General features: G+C 65.3%; 17 protein-coding genes. 8 read left to right on the forward strand and 9 right to left on the reverse strand.

Going from position 1 to position 14244, the window contains the following annotated elements; all coding sequences use genetic code 11:
- The first annotated feature begins 81 nt into the window (after positions 1-81).
- The 3 genes from A9D13_RS07690 to A9D13_RS07700 all read left to right on the forward strand — a co-directional run bounded on the left by A9D13_RS07690 (position 82) and on the right by A9D13_RS07700 (position 2319).
- Positions 82-810, forward strand: coding sequence for a peptidylprolyl isomerase (locus A9D13_RS07690; RefSeq protein WP_066773814.1), 729 nt, complete (start codon positions 82-84; stop codon positions 808-810).
- 70 nt (positions 811-880) lie between these two features.
- Positions 881-1534: an NAD(P)H-binding protein gene (locus tag A9D13_RS07695; protein ID WP_066772205.1), complete on the forward strand. Its 654-nt coding sequence runs from the start codon at positions 881-883 to the stop codon at positions 1532-1534.
- 62 nt (positions 1535-1596) lie between these two features.
- Positions 1597-2319 (forward strand): CPBP family glutamic-type intramembrane protease, encoded by a 723-nt coding sequence (locus A9D13_RS07700; protein WP_066772207.1) that lies wholly within the window; start codon positions 1597-1599, stop codon positions 2317-2319.
- Between the two features lie 36 nt (positions 2320-2355).
- Here the strand turns inward: A9D13_RS07700 and A9D13_RS07705 are convergent, their stop codons facing one another.
- The 5 genes from A9D13_RS07705 to sdhC form a co-directional block, all read right to left on the reverse strand.
- Entirely contained in the window at positions 2356-2565 is a 210-nt protein-coding gene (locus A9D13_RS07705; RefSeq protein WP_066772209.1) for a hypothetical protein, read from the reverse strand.
- Positions 2562-2747, reverse strand: a complete 186-nt coding sequence (locus A9D13_RS07710) for a hypothetical protein (protein WP_066772211.1) — start codon at positions 2745-2747, stop codon at positions 2562-2564. The genes A9D13_RS07705 and A9D13_RS07710 overlap by 4 nt, the downstream gene beginning before the upstream one ends.
- A 190-nt stretch (positions 2748-2937) precedes the next feature.
- Positions 2938-4755: a succinate dehydrogenase flavoprotein subunit gene (sdhA, locus tag A9D13_RS07715; protein ID WP_066772213.1), complete on the reverse strand. Its 1818-nt coding sequence runs from the start codon at positions 4753-4755 to the stop codon at positions 2938-2940.
- A gap of 1 nt (position 4756) precedes the next feature.
- A complete protein-coding gene (gene sdhD / locus A9D13_RS07720) occupies positions 4757-5137 on the reverse strand; it encodes a succinate dehydrogenase, hydrophobic membrane anchor protein (protein ID WP_066772218.1) in 381 nt (126 codons plus the stop codon).
- 12 nt (positions 5138-5149) lie between these two features.
- Entirely contained in the window at positions 5150-5548 is a 399-nt protein-coding gene (gene sdhC / locus A9D13_RS07725; RefSeq protein ID WP_066772220.1) for a succinate dehydrogenase, cytochrome b556 subunit, read from the reverse strand.
- A gap of 339 nt (positions 5549-5887) precedes the next feature.
- Between sdhC and A9D13_RS07730 the strand changes: the two genes are divergently transcribed.
- Genes A9D13_RS07730 through A9D13_RS07745 form a run of 4 tightly spaced genes read left to right on the forward strand, consistent with a single transcriptional unit; the run spans position 5888 to position 9090 of the window.
- A complete protein-coding gene (locus A9D13_RS07730; RefSeq protein ID WP_066773816.1) occupies positions 5888-6616 on the forward strand; it encodes an SDR family NAD(P)-dependent oxidoreductase in 729 nt (242 codons plus the stop codon).
- Entirely contained in the window at positions 6606-7490 is an 885-nt protein-coding gene (bla, locus tag A9D13_RS07735; RefSeq protein WP_066772222.1) for a subclass B3 metallo-beta-lactamase, read from the forward strand. Before A9D13_RS07730 ends, bla begins: the two co-directional genes overlap by 11 nt.
- Entirely contained in the window at positions 7487-8392 is a 906-nt protein-coding gene (locus A9D13_RS07740; RefSeq protein ID WP_066772224.1) for a 50S ribosomal protein L11 methyltransferase, read from the forward strand. Before bla ends, A9D13_RS07740 begins: the two co-directional genes overlap by 4 nt.
- A complete protein-coding gene (locus A9D13_RS07745; protein WP_229665165.1) occupies positions 8365-9090 on the forward strand; it encodes a DUF2459 domain-containing protein in 726 nt (241 codons plus the stop codon). The genes A9D13_RS07740 and A9D13_RS07745 overlap by 28 nt, the downstream gene beginning before the upstream one ends.
- 1 nt (position 9091) lies before the next feature.
- Here the strand turns inward: A9D13_RS07745 and A9D13_RS07750 are convergent, their stop codons facing one another.
- From A9D13_RS07750 to ligA, 3 genes are all read right to left on the reverse strand, one after another.
- Complete coding sequence (locus A9D13_RS07750; protein WP_066772226.1) at positions 9092-10243, reverse strand: transporter; 1152 nt, start codon at positions 10241-10243, stop codon at positions 9092-9094.
- Positions 10244-10300: 57 nt separating this feature from the next.
- The gene (locus tag A9D13_RS07755) at positions 10301-10720 is read right to left on the reverse strand and encodes a hypothetical protein (protein ID WP_066772228.1); all 420 of its coding nucleotides are present in this window, start codon (positions 10718-10720) and stop codon (positions 10301-10303) included.
- A gap of 79 nt (positions 10721-10799) precedes the next feature.
- Complete coding sequence (gene ligA, locus A9D13_RS07760) at positions 10800-12983, reverse strand: NAD-dependent DNA ligase LigA (protein WP_172808124.1); 2184 nt, start codon at positions 12981-12983, stop codon at positions 10800-10802.
- A gap of 39 nt (positions 12984-13022) precedes the next feature.
- Here ligA and A9D13_RS07765 point away from each other — a divergent pair, with 39 nt between their 5' ends.
- Positions 13023-13523, forward strand: coding sequence for a DUF2165 family protein (locus A9D13_RS07765; protein WP_066772231.1), 501 nt, complete (start codon positions 13023-13025; stop codon positions 13521-13523).
- A gap of 22 nt (positions 13524-13545) precedes the next feature.
- Here A9D13_RS07765 and A9D13_RS07770 read toward each other — a convergent pair whose 3' ends face one another.
- On the reverse strand, positions 13546-14088 hold the full coding sequence (locus A9D13_RS07770) for a DUF4396 domain-containing protein (protein WP_229665167.1): 543 nt from the start codon (positions 14086-14088) through the stop codon (positions 13546-13548).
- Positions 14089-14244: the final 156 nt, after the last annotated feature.

Raw genomic sequence — 14244 nt, forward strand, 5'->3', positions numbered from 1 at the left:
AAAGGCATATGTCGTTCGTCGGCGGATGGACCTTGACCTGACCACTTGTGCTGGCCGGGCCTGCTGGCGATAAAGGCCGCCATGATCAAAGCGCTCGCTCTCCTGCCCGCCCTGTTCCTCGCCTCGATCCCGGTGCCCGCCGCCGCGCAGGATACCCCGCCCGCCGCTCCGCAGGCGCAAGAAATGACGACGCCTGCGACCGCCGCGGCGCAGGCCGAGCCGATCGCACCCACAGCCGCGAACCCGGCGGCGGAACCGGCGACCGAACTGGTCGCGATCACCACCACCATGGGCACGATCACCCTCGCTCTGGAGGTCGAGCGCGCGCCGGTCACGGCGGCGAATTTTCTGCGCTATGCCGACGAAAAGCGGTTCGACGACACGGTGTTCTATCGCGCCATGCATCTGAAATGGGGGGAGCAGCCCAACGGATTGATCCAGGGCGGCGCGCAGAACGATCCGGCCCGCCTCCTTCCCCCGATCCCGCACGAACCCACGAACGAGACGGGCGTGAAACACACGAAGGGCGCGATCTCGATGGCGATGCTGGAGCCGGGAAGTGCGACCGGGGACTGGTCGATCCTGTTGGGCGACATGTACGGCCTCGACGCCGATCCCGACAATGAAGACCCGGCGCGGCGCGCAGGCTATGCCGCATTCGGCCATGTCGTTTCGGGCATGGAGGTGGTGGAGGCGATCTGGAACGCGCCCATCGACCCTGAAAAGGGCGAAGGCTGGATGAAGGGGCAGATGCTGGCCGAGCCGGTGAAGATCCTCTCGGTCCGCCGGGTAGAGACGGCAGCGGAGTAAGCGCCCCTTACATTTGTGAGTTTCGGGGCCAGATGGGGCACTCCCCCATTCCCCACTCACGGAATTACCCATGCAGATCTTCATCATCGGGGCCGCCGGCAAGGTCGGCTCGCGCCTCGTGCCGCTACTCTCCCGCGCCGGGCATAAGGCCATGGCGATGCACCGTAAGCCCGAACAGGCAGCGCAATTGGAAGCCGATGGCGCGTCGTCGGTCGAGGCCGACCTTGTCGAGATGAGCGCTGCCGAACTGGCCGGCGCGATGCAGGGCAGCGATGCGGTAGTATTTTCCGCAGGCGCAGGCGGGGCAGGCTATGACCTTACCAATGCAGTCGACGGTGATGGCCTTGAAAAAGCGGTCGAAGCCGCACGGCAGGCAGGCATCAGCCGCTTCATCCATGTCTCCGCCTTTCCCGAAGCGGGCCGCGATTCCGAACCGAAAGCCGGTTTCGAAAACTACATGCGCGTGAAAAAGCGCACCGATGCGCATCTGGCCGCAAGCGATCTCGACTGGGTGGTCCTGCGACCGGGCACGCTGCGCGACGATGCGGGCACGGGCCGGGTCAAGGCCGGGCTGGCGCTGGAATATGGCACCGTACCGCGTGACGATGTCGCCGCCGCGCTGGCCGCGATCGTTGACGCGCCGCAGGTGTCGCGCACCATTATCGAGCTGACCGAGGGCGACGTGCCGGTGGATGAGGCCATCGCTGCCATGGCAAAGCCCTGATCGGCGCTTGTACACGTCCCGCTCCTGCCGCTAGATCGCGCCCTGTGAAATACGGGGAAACGATGCGCGTGAAACATTGGCAATTGATCCTGCTGCTGGGGCTGGTCGGCGTGGCATCGCTGATGCTGCTGCCGATGGAACTGCTGGTCGATACCGAGCTTTCGCCGATCGCATTGCGCGCGCTGGCGCTGATCCAGCCTGCGATTCTGACCTGCCTTGCCGTGTTGGTGGGCAGCCTGACCGCGCCTAAAATCGGGCTGCAGGCCCCCGCCATTCGCGCGGTCGTCGACGGCGAAAGCCCGCTGCCCGCGCTAAAGCGGCAGTGGCTGCCCGCTCTGGTCGTCGGCGTGATCGGGGCGGCAGTGCTGGTGCTCTATCAGCTCGGCCCCGGCTCTTCGCTGACGGGCTCGACCGGCTTCGACACGCCGCTCCTCACCCGCGTCCTGTATGGCGGAATTACCGAGGAGATCATGACCCGCTGGGGCCTCGTCTCGCTGTTCGCATGGCTGGGCTGGCTGATGTGGCGAAAGCCTGCCAGCCTGCCGCCCGGTATCGCCGCCATGGCGGTGGGACTTGCCGCTGCGCTGTTCGCAGCCGGGCACCTGCCCACGCTTTACGCTCTGGAAAGCGGGGCCGATGGCGCGCTGGTGATGGCAGTGCTGCTGGGCAATGCCATTCCCGGCATATTGTTCGGCATGCTATTCGTGCGCCGCGGGCTGGAAGCCGCGATGATGGCGCACATGGCGACCCATCTTCTCGCCGCTGTCGTGCTGGCTGTGGTCTGACGATCAGCCCCTACCCATCGGCACGATGGCAGGCGATCACTTCATCGCGAATTCGCCGGTCTTTGCCTTGAACTTCTCTTTCGCGAACGCCTTGGCCGCGCCCATGGTCGTGAAACTCTCATCCTGGAGATGCGAGGTCACCACCGGGTAGTCCTGCGAATTATAATGCACATCGCGGACCGTAAGGCGGTAGGCGCCGGTTTCATCCTTGGCGATGAGGAAGGGGCGGATGACATCGCTGCTCATGCGCGCCTCGCTTCCTGAGCCATGACGACACGGTCCCTGAGAACGCGCCTGCTGGCACTGGCCGTCCAGCTGATCGCAGCCGCCGCGCCAAGGCGGTGATCGAGCGGGACCCCAAGTCTATCCATCGCCGCGGGGCTGGCAGCCCTGTCATGATGATCGAAAAAATGGCTGGGCAGGGACATGATGTCCTCCTCGTCGTAAGCGGGAGCACATCGGGTCTCTCAGTCGCAGAAGCCTACAGGGGGATCTTTGCTGCGATGCACAATCCCCTAGCAGCAAAGCGCCGCGCTGTATGCAGCTAATCTCGAAGACAAGGAAAAGGGCCGGCAGGCTTGCGCCCCCGGCCCTCTTTTCGGCAGCGAACAAAGCGGCTTAGTAAACGCGCTTCTTCGGCTTGATGTAGTCGACATCGTCGGTGAGCGTGAATTCATGCACCGGGCGGTAGTCGAGCTTCACGCCGCCGCCCTTGCCGCCCCAGCCGTCGAACCAGCTGGCGGTGTGCTTCATCCATTCGGCATCGTTGCGCTCGGGGTAATCCTCGTGCGCGTGGGCGCCGCGGCTTTCCTTGCGGTTGAAGGCCGAGTGCATGGTGACCGAAGCCTGCGAAATCAGGTTGTCGAGTTCCATCGTCTCGATCAGGTCCGAGTTCCAGATCAGCGAGGTGTCCGCAACCGAGATGTCTTCCATCTTCTTGTAGGTCGCAGCCAGCTTTTCCTTGCCCTCGGCCATGGATTCGTCGGTGCGGAACACGGCGGCATGGGCCGACATGCAGCGCTGCATCTCGTCACGGATGACCGCGGTCGGCGAACCGCCCTTGGCGTAGCGGAAGTGGTCGAGGCGCGACAATGCGAAGTCCGCGCTGTCCTTGGGCAGGTTGTCGTGCGCCGTGCCCGGCTTGATGTTGTCCTTGAGGTGGTGGCCGGTTGCGCGGCCGAACACGACAAGGTCGATCAGCGAGTTGGAGCCGAGGCGGTTCGCGCCATGGACCGACACGCAGGCCGCTTCACCCACGGCATACAGGCCCGGGACCACGGTTTCGGGATCGCCATCGGCGCCGATGGTCACGACCTGGCCGTGATAGTTACAGGGGATGCCGCCCATGTTGTAGTGGACGGTCGGCACCACCGGCAAAGGCTGCTTCGTCAGGTCGACGCCCGCGAAGATCTTGCCGCTTTCGGTAATGCCGGGAAGACGCTCTGCCAGCACATTGGGATCGATGTGATCGAGGTGCAGGAAGATGTGGTCCTTGTGCGGACCCACGCCGCGGCCTTCGCGGATTTCCAGCGCCATCGAACGCGAAACGACGTCGCGCGATGCCAGGTCCTTCGCCGAGGGGGCATAGCGTTCCATGAACCGCTCGCCCTCGGAGTTGGTGAGATAGCCGCCCTCGCCGCGCGCGCCTTCGGTAATAAGCACGCCCGCGCCATAAATGCCGGTCGGGTGGAACTGCACGAATTCCATGTCCTGCAGGGGCAGGCCAGCGCGCAGTACCATGCCGCCGCCGTCGCCGGTGCAGGTATGGGCCGAAGTGGCGGTGAAATACGAACGGCCATAGCCGCCGGTGGCGAGGACGACGGCATGCGCGCGGAAGCGATGGATCGAGCCATCGTCCATGCACATGGCGATCACGCCCTTGCACTCACCATTCACCATGATCAGGTCGATGGCGAAATATTCGATGTAGAAGTCCGCGTCATATTTCAGCGACTGCTGATACAGCGCGTGGAGCATGGCGTGGCCGGTACGGTCGGCCGCGGCGCAGGTGCGCTGCACCGGCGGGCCTTCGCCCATGTTCTGCATGTGGCCGCCGAAGGGGCGCTGGTAGATCGTGCCCTCGGGGTTGCGCGAGAACGGAACGCCCGCGTGCTCCAGCTCGATCACGGCCTGCGGCGCTTCGCGGACCATGTATTCGATCGCGTCCTGGTCGCCCAGCCAGTCCGACCCCTTGACGGTGTCGTACATGTGCCAGGTCCAGTGGTCGGGCGTGTTGTTGCCCAGCGAAGCCGCGATGCCGCCCTGCGCCGCCACGGTGTGGCTGCGGGTGGGGAACACCTTGGTGATGCACGCGGTCTTGAGGCCAGCTTCGGCGCTGCCCATGGTGGCGCGCAGGCCCGAACCGCCTGCACCGACGACGACGGTGTCGTAGGTGTGGTCGATGATCTTGTAGGCGGGTGCAGTTGTTTCAGCCATCTTACGCGCCTCCCAGCGCGATGCGGATCACGCTGATGACGCCAAAGACGCCCAGCGAGAGGAATACGAGATTGAGAAGCAGGATCGCGGCAAAGCGATTGGCGCCGCCGAGGTAATCCTCGATCATCACCTGCATGCCCAGGCGTGCGTGCCAGAAGGTCGAGATGATCAGCAGCACCATCGCGGTGGCCGAGAACGGGCTGGAGAGCCAGCCGTACACGGTCGCGAAGCTGTAATCGGGCAGCATGGCGAGGCTGAAGACCAGCCACAGCACGAGGATGAGATTGCCGATCGCGGTGAAGCGCTGCAGCAGCCAGTGATGCGCGCCCTCATGCGCCGAGCCTAGCCCGCGCACACGGCCGATGCGAGTTCCGTTACCCATGAACCGCCTCCGTCAGACGAGAATGATCACCGCCCAGAACAGGGCGGTAAGAAGGATGCCGAGCAGGATGGTGATCACCGACCAGCGATTATTGCGTTCCACCTCGTAGCCTGCGCCAACGTCGAGGACGAGGTGGCGAATGCCGCTCATCAGGTGGTTGAAGAACGACCAGCTGATGCCGATCAGGACGATGATGCCGATCGGGCTGCCCATGACGGACTGAAACGTCTCATAGGAAGCCGCGCCGCCGGCGATCGCGCCGACGAACCAGAGCAAAACGGCAAGGCCCGCAACCGCCAGCGCATTGCCGGACACGCGGTGCAGGATGGAGACGGCCATCGCCGGACCCCATTTCCAGATCGAGAGATGCGGAGAGAGAGGCCGTTTCGCGGCTCCCGTTGGATGACCCATGGTAATCAATCCCCTGCGGCTGCGGCGCGCGCTGGATATGCATACAGGGCATGCAAGGGCGCCGCCTTTCAATAGGTGCTGCGGGCGCGAATGACAGGACGCGGGCACAGAGGCAAGGGTTTATCGCAGTTCCTGAACCATTGGGCAGTCGTTTCGCCGCAGTTGCGACCGGCGAATCGCGCCTTTGCGGCAAGGGCTGCTGCCAAGGGTGCCCTCGGCGGGCCGCACATCCGGGATCTGTCCGACGCATGGGCGCGCTGCCATGACTTGATGCGGCGGCCCGCCATCATTACCGCAGCCGCCATGAAGCCTGAAACCTCTCCTGCTGCGGGCCAGCCCATGCCGACCGCGCTTGTCACCGGATCGAGTCGCGGCATCGGCGCGGCCATCGCCAGCGCGTTGGAAGCGCGCGGCCTTGCCGTGATCCGCCACGGAACCCGCGCCGCCGGCCCCATGACGCTGGCCGCCGACCTGTCCGACGCAGCCGCGACCGCGCGGCTTTGGGACGATGCCTGCGCATTGGCCGCCGATACCGCATCGGGGCGCATCGACGTATTGGTCAATAATGCCGGCGTTTTCGAAGCCAGCCCCATCAGCGGCACCGACGCATACTGGCTGGCCGAATGGGAACGCTGCCTGCGCGTCAACCTGACCAGCGCGGCGCAGCTTTCGCGCCTTGCGGTCAAGGGGTGGCTGGAAGGCGGCTTGCCGGGACGGCTGGTCAATATCGCCAGCCGCTCCGCCTATCGCGGCGATTCGCCCGATCACTGGCACTATGCCGCGGCCAAGGCGGGCGAAGTCGCCATGACCAAGACCATCGCGCGCGCCTATGCGAAGAAGGGCATATTGGCCTTTGCGATCTGCCCGGGCTTTACCGATTCCAGCGGCGGCAATGCCGAGGATTATCTCGCCAGCCGGGGCGGGCCGGCGCTTCTCAACGACATCCCGCTGGGCCGCGTGGCCTTGCCCACGGAAATCGCCGCCATGGCCGCGTTCTGCGCCAGCGACGCCCCGCCCAGCATGACCGGCGCAGTGCTCGACGCCAATGGAGCCAGCTATGTTCGTTAAGGCGCTTGCCCTGATCGCTGCATTGGCCGCGGCCACCCCCGCGAAGGCGCAGGACGATGTGCATGAGCATGCGCCAACCGGCGTGCTGGGCGATTGCGACGGTCGCGGCTGGGACGATCCCGCCCCGCCGGTGCATGTCTATGCCAATGTCTATGATATCGGCACCTGCGGCATCACGGCGCTGCTGATTGCATCGCCGGAGGGGCATGTCGTGATCGACGCCGCCGACACGCCGGGCGCGCAGATCATCGCAGGCAATATCGCCGCGCTGGGTTTCGATCCGAAGGATGTGAAGCTTCTCCTCCTCTCCCATGAACATTTCGATCATTCGGGCGGTCTGGCCGAACTGGCGCAGATCACGGGCGCGCCGGTCGCAGCCCTGCCCCATACCGCGGAGCTGCTGAAAAGCGGCAAGGCCGACCCCGCCGACCCGCAGGCGAGCGAGTTGCGCGGCATGGCGCCGGTGGCGGTAACGCGCATCGTGCATGATGGAGAAGTGATGCAGGTCGGCCCTATCGCCGTCACCATTCACGCCACCCCTGCCCATGCGCCCGGCTCCGCCAGCTACACATGGGAAAGCTGCGCTAGCGGGACGTGCCAGCGCATGGCCTATGTCGATTCGCTCACGACATTCGGGCTTGGCGGCTATCGCTTCACCGACCACCCGCAAGTCGTGGCCGCCGCACGCGCCGCCTTTGCCAAAGTGGCCGCGCTTCCCTGCGACATCGTGATGAGCCCGCATCCGCAGGCGACATCGATGTATCAGCGGATCGAGGGCGACAAGCCGCTGGTCGATGCTGATGGCTGCAAGGCCTATGCGCAGCGCGCCGAAGCCGGGCTGGACCGGCTGCTTGCCAAGGAAGCTTCGCAATGAGCTGGAAGATCACCGCTTTTGCCCCACGCGACGTGGTTCAGGCCGCCCTCCTTGCGCATGAAGAGGTGTGGGACTGGGACCCCGAGATCGTGCTCGCCGGGAGCGAGATCGAGGAGCAGCGGCCGCTCGACTGGCAGCTGGAGGCATGGCTGCCGAGGAAGCCCACCAAGAAGGACAAGGCCGCAGTTGCCGCGCTGTTCGCCGATGGCGCGCCCGAATTGACCGCCGAAAAACTGCCCGAAACCGACTGGCTGGTGATGAGCCAGACGCAGGTTCAACCGATCCGCGCCGGGCGCTTCCACGTTCATACCGGCGACCACCCCGCCATCGACGAACCCGGCGTGCGCGATTTCCTGATCCCCGCCAGCCAGGCCTTTGGCACCGGCCAGCATGCGACGACAGCGGGCTGCCTTGCCATGCTGACGCATATGAAAGGCGAAGGCGTCACCGCCCGCAACATCGCCGATATCGGCACGGGAACCGGCCTGCTGGCCTTTGCCGCGCTCGACCTGTGGCCGCGCGCCTTGGCGCTGGCATCCGATATCGACGCGGTGTGCACGCAGGTGGTGGAGGACAATGCCGCCGCCAACGGTTTCACCATGGGCGGCGGCGCGGGTGAGCTGGTGATGACCATCGCGGCGGGCTGCGACAATGCGCTGATACAGGGGCGTGCGCCCTATGACCTTGTCATCGCCAACATCCTTGCGGGGCCGCTGATCGAGCTGGCCCCCGATTTTGCAAAGATCTGCGCGCCGGGCGGCAATCTCTTGCTGGCAGGGCTGCTGACCACGCAGGAGGAGGCGGTTCGCCGCGCCTGTTTCCGCGCCGGGTTCCGGTTGGCAAAGCGCGTGGTCAATGGCGACTGGTCGATCCTGTGGCTGCGCCGACGCGCCGCGCGCTGATCCGCGCCCTGAAGCGCACGGGGCGGATCGCCCGCGCCGTCATCGGCTGGGCGGCGCTATTGCTGGGCGCCTATTTCTTCGCGGGATGGGTGGGATCGTCCATCCCGTCGAACCGCGATTTCCGGCAGGCCGCTGACGGCGTCGAAATCATGATCGGCACCAATGGCGTTCACACCATGGTCGTGGTGCCGATCCAGTCGCCCGACATGGACTGGAGCCGCATCTTCCCCGCCAGCGAGCTTGCCGATCCGTCGCGCCCCTATACCCATCTCGGCATCAGCTGGGGGCAGAAGGAAGTCTTCATCGACACGCCGACATGGGCTGACCTGTCGCCCTGGCTGGTGCTGCGGGTCGTGGCGCTGGGCGGCGATGGGCTGATGCATGTGGAGCATTGGGTGAACCCGCAGCCGGGTGCCAATTACCGGCCCTTGCGGATCTCTCACGATCAGTACCGGGCGCTGGTCCGCGCATTGCTGCGCGACCTGCCGCCCCGATCGCCAGAGCGGCAGCGCTATCCCGGCTATGGCACGAACGATGTCTTCTACGACGCGCGCGGCACCTATACCGCGTATCTCACCTGCAACGAATGGACCGGCGCAACATTGCGGCAGGCGGGCCTGCCCACCGGCGCATGGACGCCATTCGAAAGCTCGGTCATGAAATGGGTGCCGCAGCCAGAGGGCGGCGGCACCCGATAGATCAGAAGGTGCGGGTCAGCGCGACCGACAGGCGCCAGTCCTGCGGCAACTGGATACCATTGAGGTCCTGATAGAGGGGCACGTTGAACTCCACGCCGATCTGCGGCGAAGGGCTGCCGCCAAAGGGCAGCAGCGCGTTGAAGCCAAGCCCCAGCCGCACCGTGTCACCGCCGTAATTATCAGGATTGTCGGCGGGCGAAGCGACGCTGAAATCGCTTTCATATTGCCCCTCGATCGCGCCCTTGTGTTCCCACCCCAGACGGGCGACCGCGCCCACGCGCGGGCTTAATGCATAGCTGGCCCAGCCCGACAGTTTCGCCAGGTCGCCCAGCTGATAGCCGCGCGCGTTCCGGTCCTCGGCCCGCCATTTATAGCTGCCCTGCGCACCATAGCCGAACGCGCCATCGTGGAAGGAGACGGTGAGCGCAGGCTCGATATCCCATGTCCCGCTGCCGGGCTGCATCGAATAATGGACGTAATTGCCGCTGTGCCCGCGTTTCGAAACGGATCCGGTCGGCACCCACACGCCAAATGTCGCATGCGCATCCAAACCGGGCCTGCGCACAAGGCGATAGGAGGCCGAGACCAGCGTATCGGCAAAGCCCTCGGTCGCATGGCTCATCGTCTCGCCATAGCCGAGCATGGAGTGGCCGGTGGACATGTCCTCCATCGCCATCGAGTTCATGTCCATCTCGTCCATGCCCGACATCGGGTCGATGCCCTCCATGGTCATGGCGTGGCGCATCCACATCGGCATCACCATCAGCGTGATATCCTGCGTCGGCGCATACATCAGGTCGAGCATCACCATGTCCATCGTCATGGACCGCGCCTTCACCGCATAGCCCGCGTCGTAAATCGCCTCGTCGCTAATCTTGCCGGTGCCCGACTGGTTCGCGCCGTCGAAACGGTCGCGCTGCCAGCGCAGGCCAATCATGAATTCGCCGCCTTCGTGCATGTGGTCGTTCATCAGACCCGCCGTCGGGTGCATCAGCGTCGGTTCGACGACGATGGGTTCACCAGCGGCGATGGCCGCCATGGCGGCGCTATCGGCTGCATCGTTGGGGGCCTTGATAGTGTCATCAGCCATGGCGGGCATCGCGGCCGCCATGGCGCAAAGCGCGGCGGTGCCGCGCAGGATCATGCGTTTCATTATGAATATAGTCCTGTCTTTTCGCGTGTCTGTTGCCGGCCATGGGCCAGCAGCGGATCAGGCGATGACAGGGGGTGCGCGGCCCGGCGGCCGTTCGCGCGACAGGCGGGCAAGGATGATTGCCGCGCGCACGGGAATGGCGCGCTGCGCTTCGGGCAAAGGGGGCTGCGGCAGATCGGCGAAGGGAGGCTGCGGCGTATCGACCGCCAGCGCGGTAAAGGCGCAGGGCGGCGCGTCATGCGGATCGCCGCTGGCCGCCTCGGCCATCTCACCGCCATGCATGGCATGCGCGCTTTGGGGCGCGGTCACATCACCGAACAGGCGCGCCATGGGCGCATCGGTCGGGCACGGCATCAGCACCGACCCGCCGCCAAGCTCGGCAGGCATCCACCCGGCAGGCACCAGCGCACGCACCGCAAAGGCAAGCGCCAGCGCGATCCACACGGCATGAAGCCTGCTGTGGCGGAAACCCTCCATGGCCTGTGCTCTATCCCTGCCGCGGCGACGGCTCAAGCGGGCAGTTTGTCTCAGGCGGGCAATTTGTCTCAGGCGGCGCTCAGCCAGCTTCGGCGACGATCGCGGCCCAGCCCGCCTCGTCGATAATCTCGATGCCCAGCTCCTCGGCCTTTTTCATCTTCGACCCCGCGCCGGGGCCAGCGACCAGCAGGTCGGTCTTGGCGCTGACGGACCCTGCCGCCTTCGCGCCCAGTCGTTCGGCCTGCGCCTTTGCCTCGTCGCGGCTCATCGTCTCAAGCTTGCCGGTGAAGACCACCGTCTTGCCCGATACGCGGCTCTCCTGTGTTTCGACGACATAGGGCGGCGGGTTCACCACGCCCTCGCCCGGCTGCGCCCCGATCAGGTCGGCCCAGACCTCGCGATTGTGTTCCTCGTGAAAGAAATCGGCCAGCGCCTCGCCCACGGCCCAGCCGATGCCGTCCGCGCCGCCCAGCATTTCCTTGGCGGTTTCGGCCATGCGGGCCTTGAACGGGCTGATCGCTTCGCTGGCCCCTTGCGGATTTTCGGTGCGATAGGCGTGAAGCCTGGCAGCGACATCGGGCAGGCGGTGAATATCGCCCAGCCCCTTCATGATGTCGCGGGCCGTGACCGCGCCGATGTGCCGGATGCCCAGACCGAAGAGCAGCCGCGCCGCGTCCGGCTGGCGCTTGGCTTCCACAGAAGCCAACAGATTGTCCACAGACTTGTCCTGCCACCCCTCCAGCGCAAGTATATCCTCGCGCCGGTCCTTCAGCCGGAAGATGTCGGCGGGGCTTTCGAGCCAGCCTTTCCCGAAGAATTCGTCGATGGTCTTCTCGCCCAGCCCTTCGATATCCAATGCGGCGCGGCTGACGAAATGCTTCAATCGCTCGGTTCGCTGGGCCGGGCAGATCAGGCCGCCGGTGCAGCGCACATCGACTTCGCCTTCCTCGGCCACGGCCTCGCTGCCGCATTCGGGGCAATGGTCCGGGAACGGGAATGGGTCGCGCTTGTCTTCGCGGGTCAGGTTCTCGACCACTTGCGGGATCACGTCGCCCGCGCGCTGGATCACCACGCGGTCGCCGGGGCGCACGCCCAGCCGCTCGATCTCGTCGCGGTTATGGAGCGTGACATTGGTGACGGTGACCCCGCCGACCAGCACGGGGGCAAGGCGGCCCACCGGCGTCAGCTTGCCGGTGCGCCCGACCTGGATATCGATCTGCTCCACCACCGTCTCGGCCTTTTCCGCCGGGAACTTGTGCGCCATCGCCCAGCGCGGCGCCTTTGCCACGAAGCCCAGCCGCTGCTGCCAATCGAGCCGGTCGACCTTGTAGACCACGCCGTCGATGTCATAGCGCATCCCGGCCCGGTCGCGCCCGATCAGGCGGTAATGGTCGAGCATGGCCTCCACGCTCTTGCACCGGATCAAGGCGGAAGAAATGGGCACGCCCCAGTCCGCGATCTGCTGCATCACGCCCATCTGGGTGGTGCCGGGCACCTCGCTCGCCGCGCCCCAGCCATGCGCGAAGAAACGAAGGGGTCGCTTGGCGGTGACGCTCGCGTCCTTTTGCCGTAGTGAGCCCGCCGCGGCATTGCGCGGATTGGCGAAGATCTTGCCCCCCGCCTCCTCCTGCGCGGTGTTGAGCGCGAGGAAATCGGCCTTGGCCATGAAGACCTCGCCGCGGATCTCGAACACGTCCGGGATATTGTCGCCCGTGAGCTGCTGCGGAATGTCGGCGATATGCGCGACATTGGGGGTCACATCCTCCCCCACCTGCCCATCGCCGCGCGTGGCGGCGCGGACCAGCCTGCCGTCCTCATAGCGCAGCGAGCAGGAGAGCCCGTCGATCTTGTCCTCTGCAGTGAACACGACCGGCTCATCAGCATCCAGCCGCAGGAAACGGCGCACGCGAGCGACGAAATCCTCGACTTCCTCGTCCGAAAACGCATTGTCGAGGCTCATCATCCGCACCTCGTGGCGAACCTTCGACAGGGGCGAGGCCGCGACCTCGTGCCCCACCTCCTGCGACGGGGAATCCGGGCGCACCAGATGCGGGAAGGCTTCTTCCAGCTCGGCATTGCGGCGGACAAGCGCGTCATATTCGGCGTCCGAAATCTCGGGCGCGTCCTCGGCGTGGTAAAGCTTGTTGTGCCGCCTGATCTGGCGCGCCAGCCGCATCAGCTCGTTCGCGGCCTCGGCCTCGGTGATCCCGTCAAGCGCCACTCGGTTCGTCCTTTTGCCTCTGGCATGGTATGCACCCGCCATAGGGGCGCACGATCAGATGTAAACGGGGGGACTGTTAGCATGATCGACCGGATACTGAAGGCGCTGATGAGCTTTATCATCGGCGCCATGGCGCTGCTTTATCTTGCCCATAATATCGCCAATGTCGGCGCGGCCTTCGACTTCTTCACCTATACCACCAGCCATGCGGATCAGGCCGCCTATCCGGTCACGCTGCTGCCAGTGGCGCCCGCTTGGGCGATCGTGATCGCCATGGCCCTCGTCTTCGCGCTGGAGGGTGCGGCCGCTGCCGCGTGCATCTATGGTGGCTTCGTCCTGTTTTTCCTGCGCGCGGCCGATGACGAGGCATTCGAGGCAGGCAAGAAATGGGCGAAGATCGGATTGGGCTGCGCCATTGCCAACTGGTGGGGCCTGTTTCAGGTGATCGCGATCGCCGGGTACCAGCTATGGCAGATGCCGCTGGGCACGGGACCCGATCACGGGTCGTGGCAATATGGCGCGATGGCAGCGATTTCGCTGATCTATCTCAGCCTGCCGGTGGCAAGACCCGCCGCCGACTGAACGCGCCCGATGATCGGGCAGGCTACATCGCCTCCTTCACGCCCTTGCGGATCAGCCACCAGTTGACCGGAAAGGCGGTGGCGAACCCTGCCAGCATGGCGACCTGCATGGCCCACCAGAATTCGGGCGTGTCGACCGGGGCAACGGCGCCAAACGCGGCGCGGAACCAGCCGAACTGGATGATCGCCATCATCCCGTACATGCCCACCTGCCACGAGCTGATGGAGAATGTGTCGGCCTTGATCGCTTCGCGGATCCCCTCGCCAAAGGAAAGGTCGCGCATGGGCGCGATGGCGAAATACTGGAACACGATGCCGATCCCAAAGGCGAGGATGAAATCCAGCACCCAGACGGCAAATATCTCCTCGGCAAAGATGCTGCGATAGCCCAGCCACACCGCGATGGCCGGAAAGGCAAAGGCCGCCCATTCGGCAATAATGTCGCCCAGGGTGCAGCCTGCGCCGCAATGGCTCGCGCCCTTGGCGACCTTGCCCAGACCGGCTGCCGGCCGGCATTGCCCCCGACCCCGGATCCATCGGCCCGACCGTGGCGCCAATACAGCCATAGCCACAGCACCGACCCGAACAGACCCGTAAGCGGCCAGACCCAGTTCATCACCGCCATCTTTTGCGGATGACGGCGAATGTCGAACATGATGATGGCGCTGGAAACAAAGGCGAGGGAAAGCGAGACCATGGCCAGAGCATGCAGCCAGCCGGGA

Origin of the sequence: Croceicoccus mobilis (assembly GCF_001661965.1) — a bacterium.
Classification (GTDB): Bacteria; Pseudomonadota; Alphaproteobacteria; order Sphingomonadales; family Sphingomonadaceae; genus Croceicoccus; species Croceicoccus mobilis.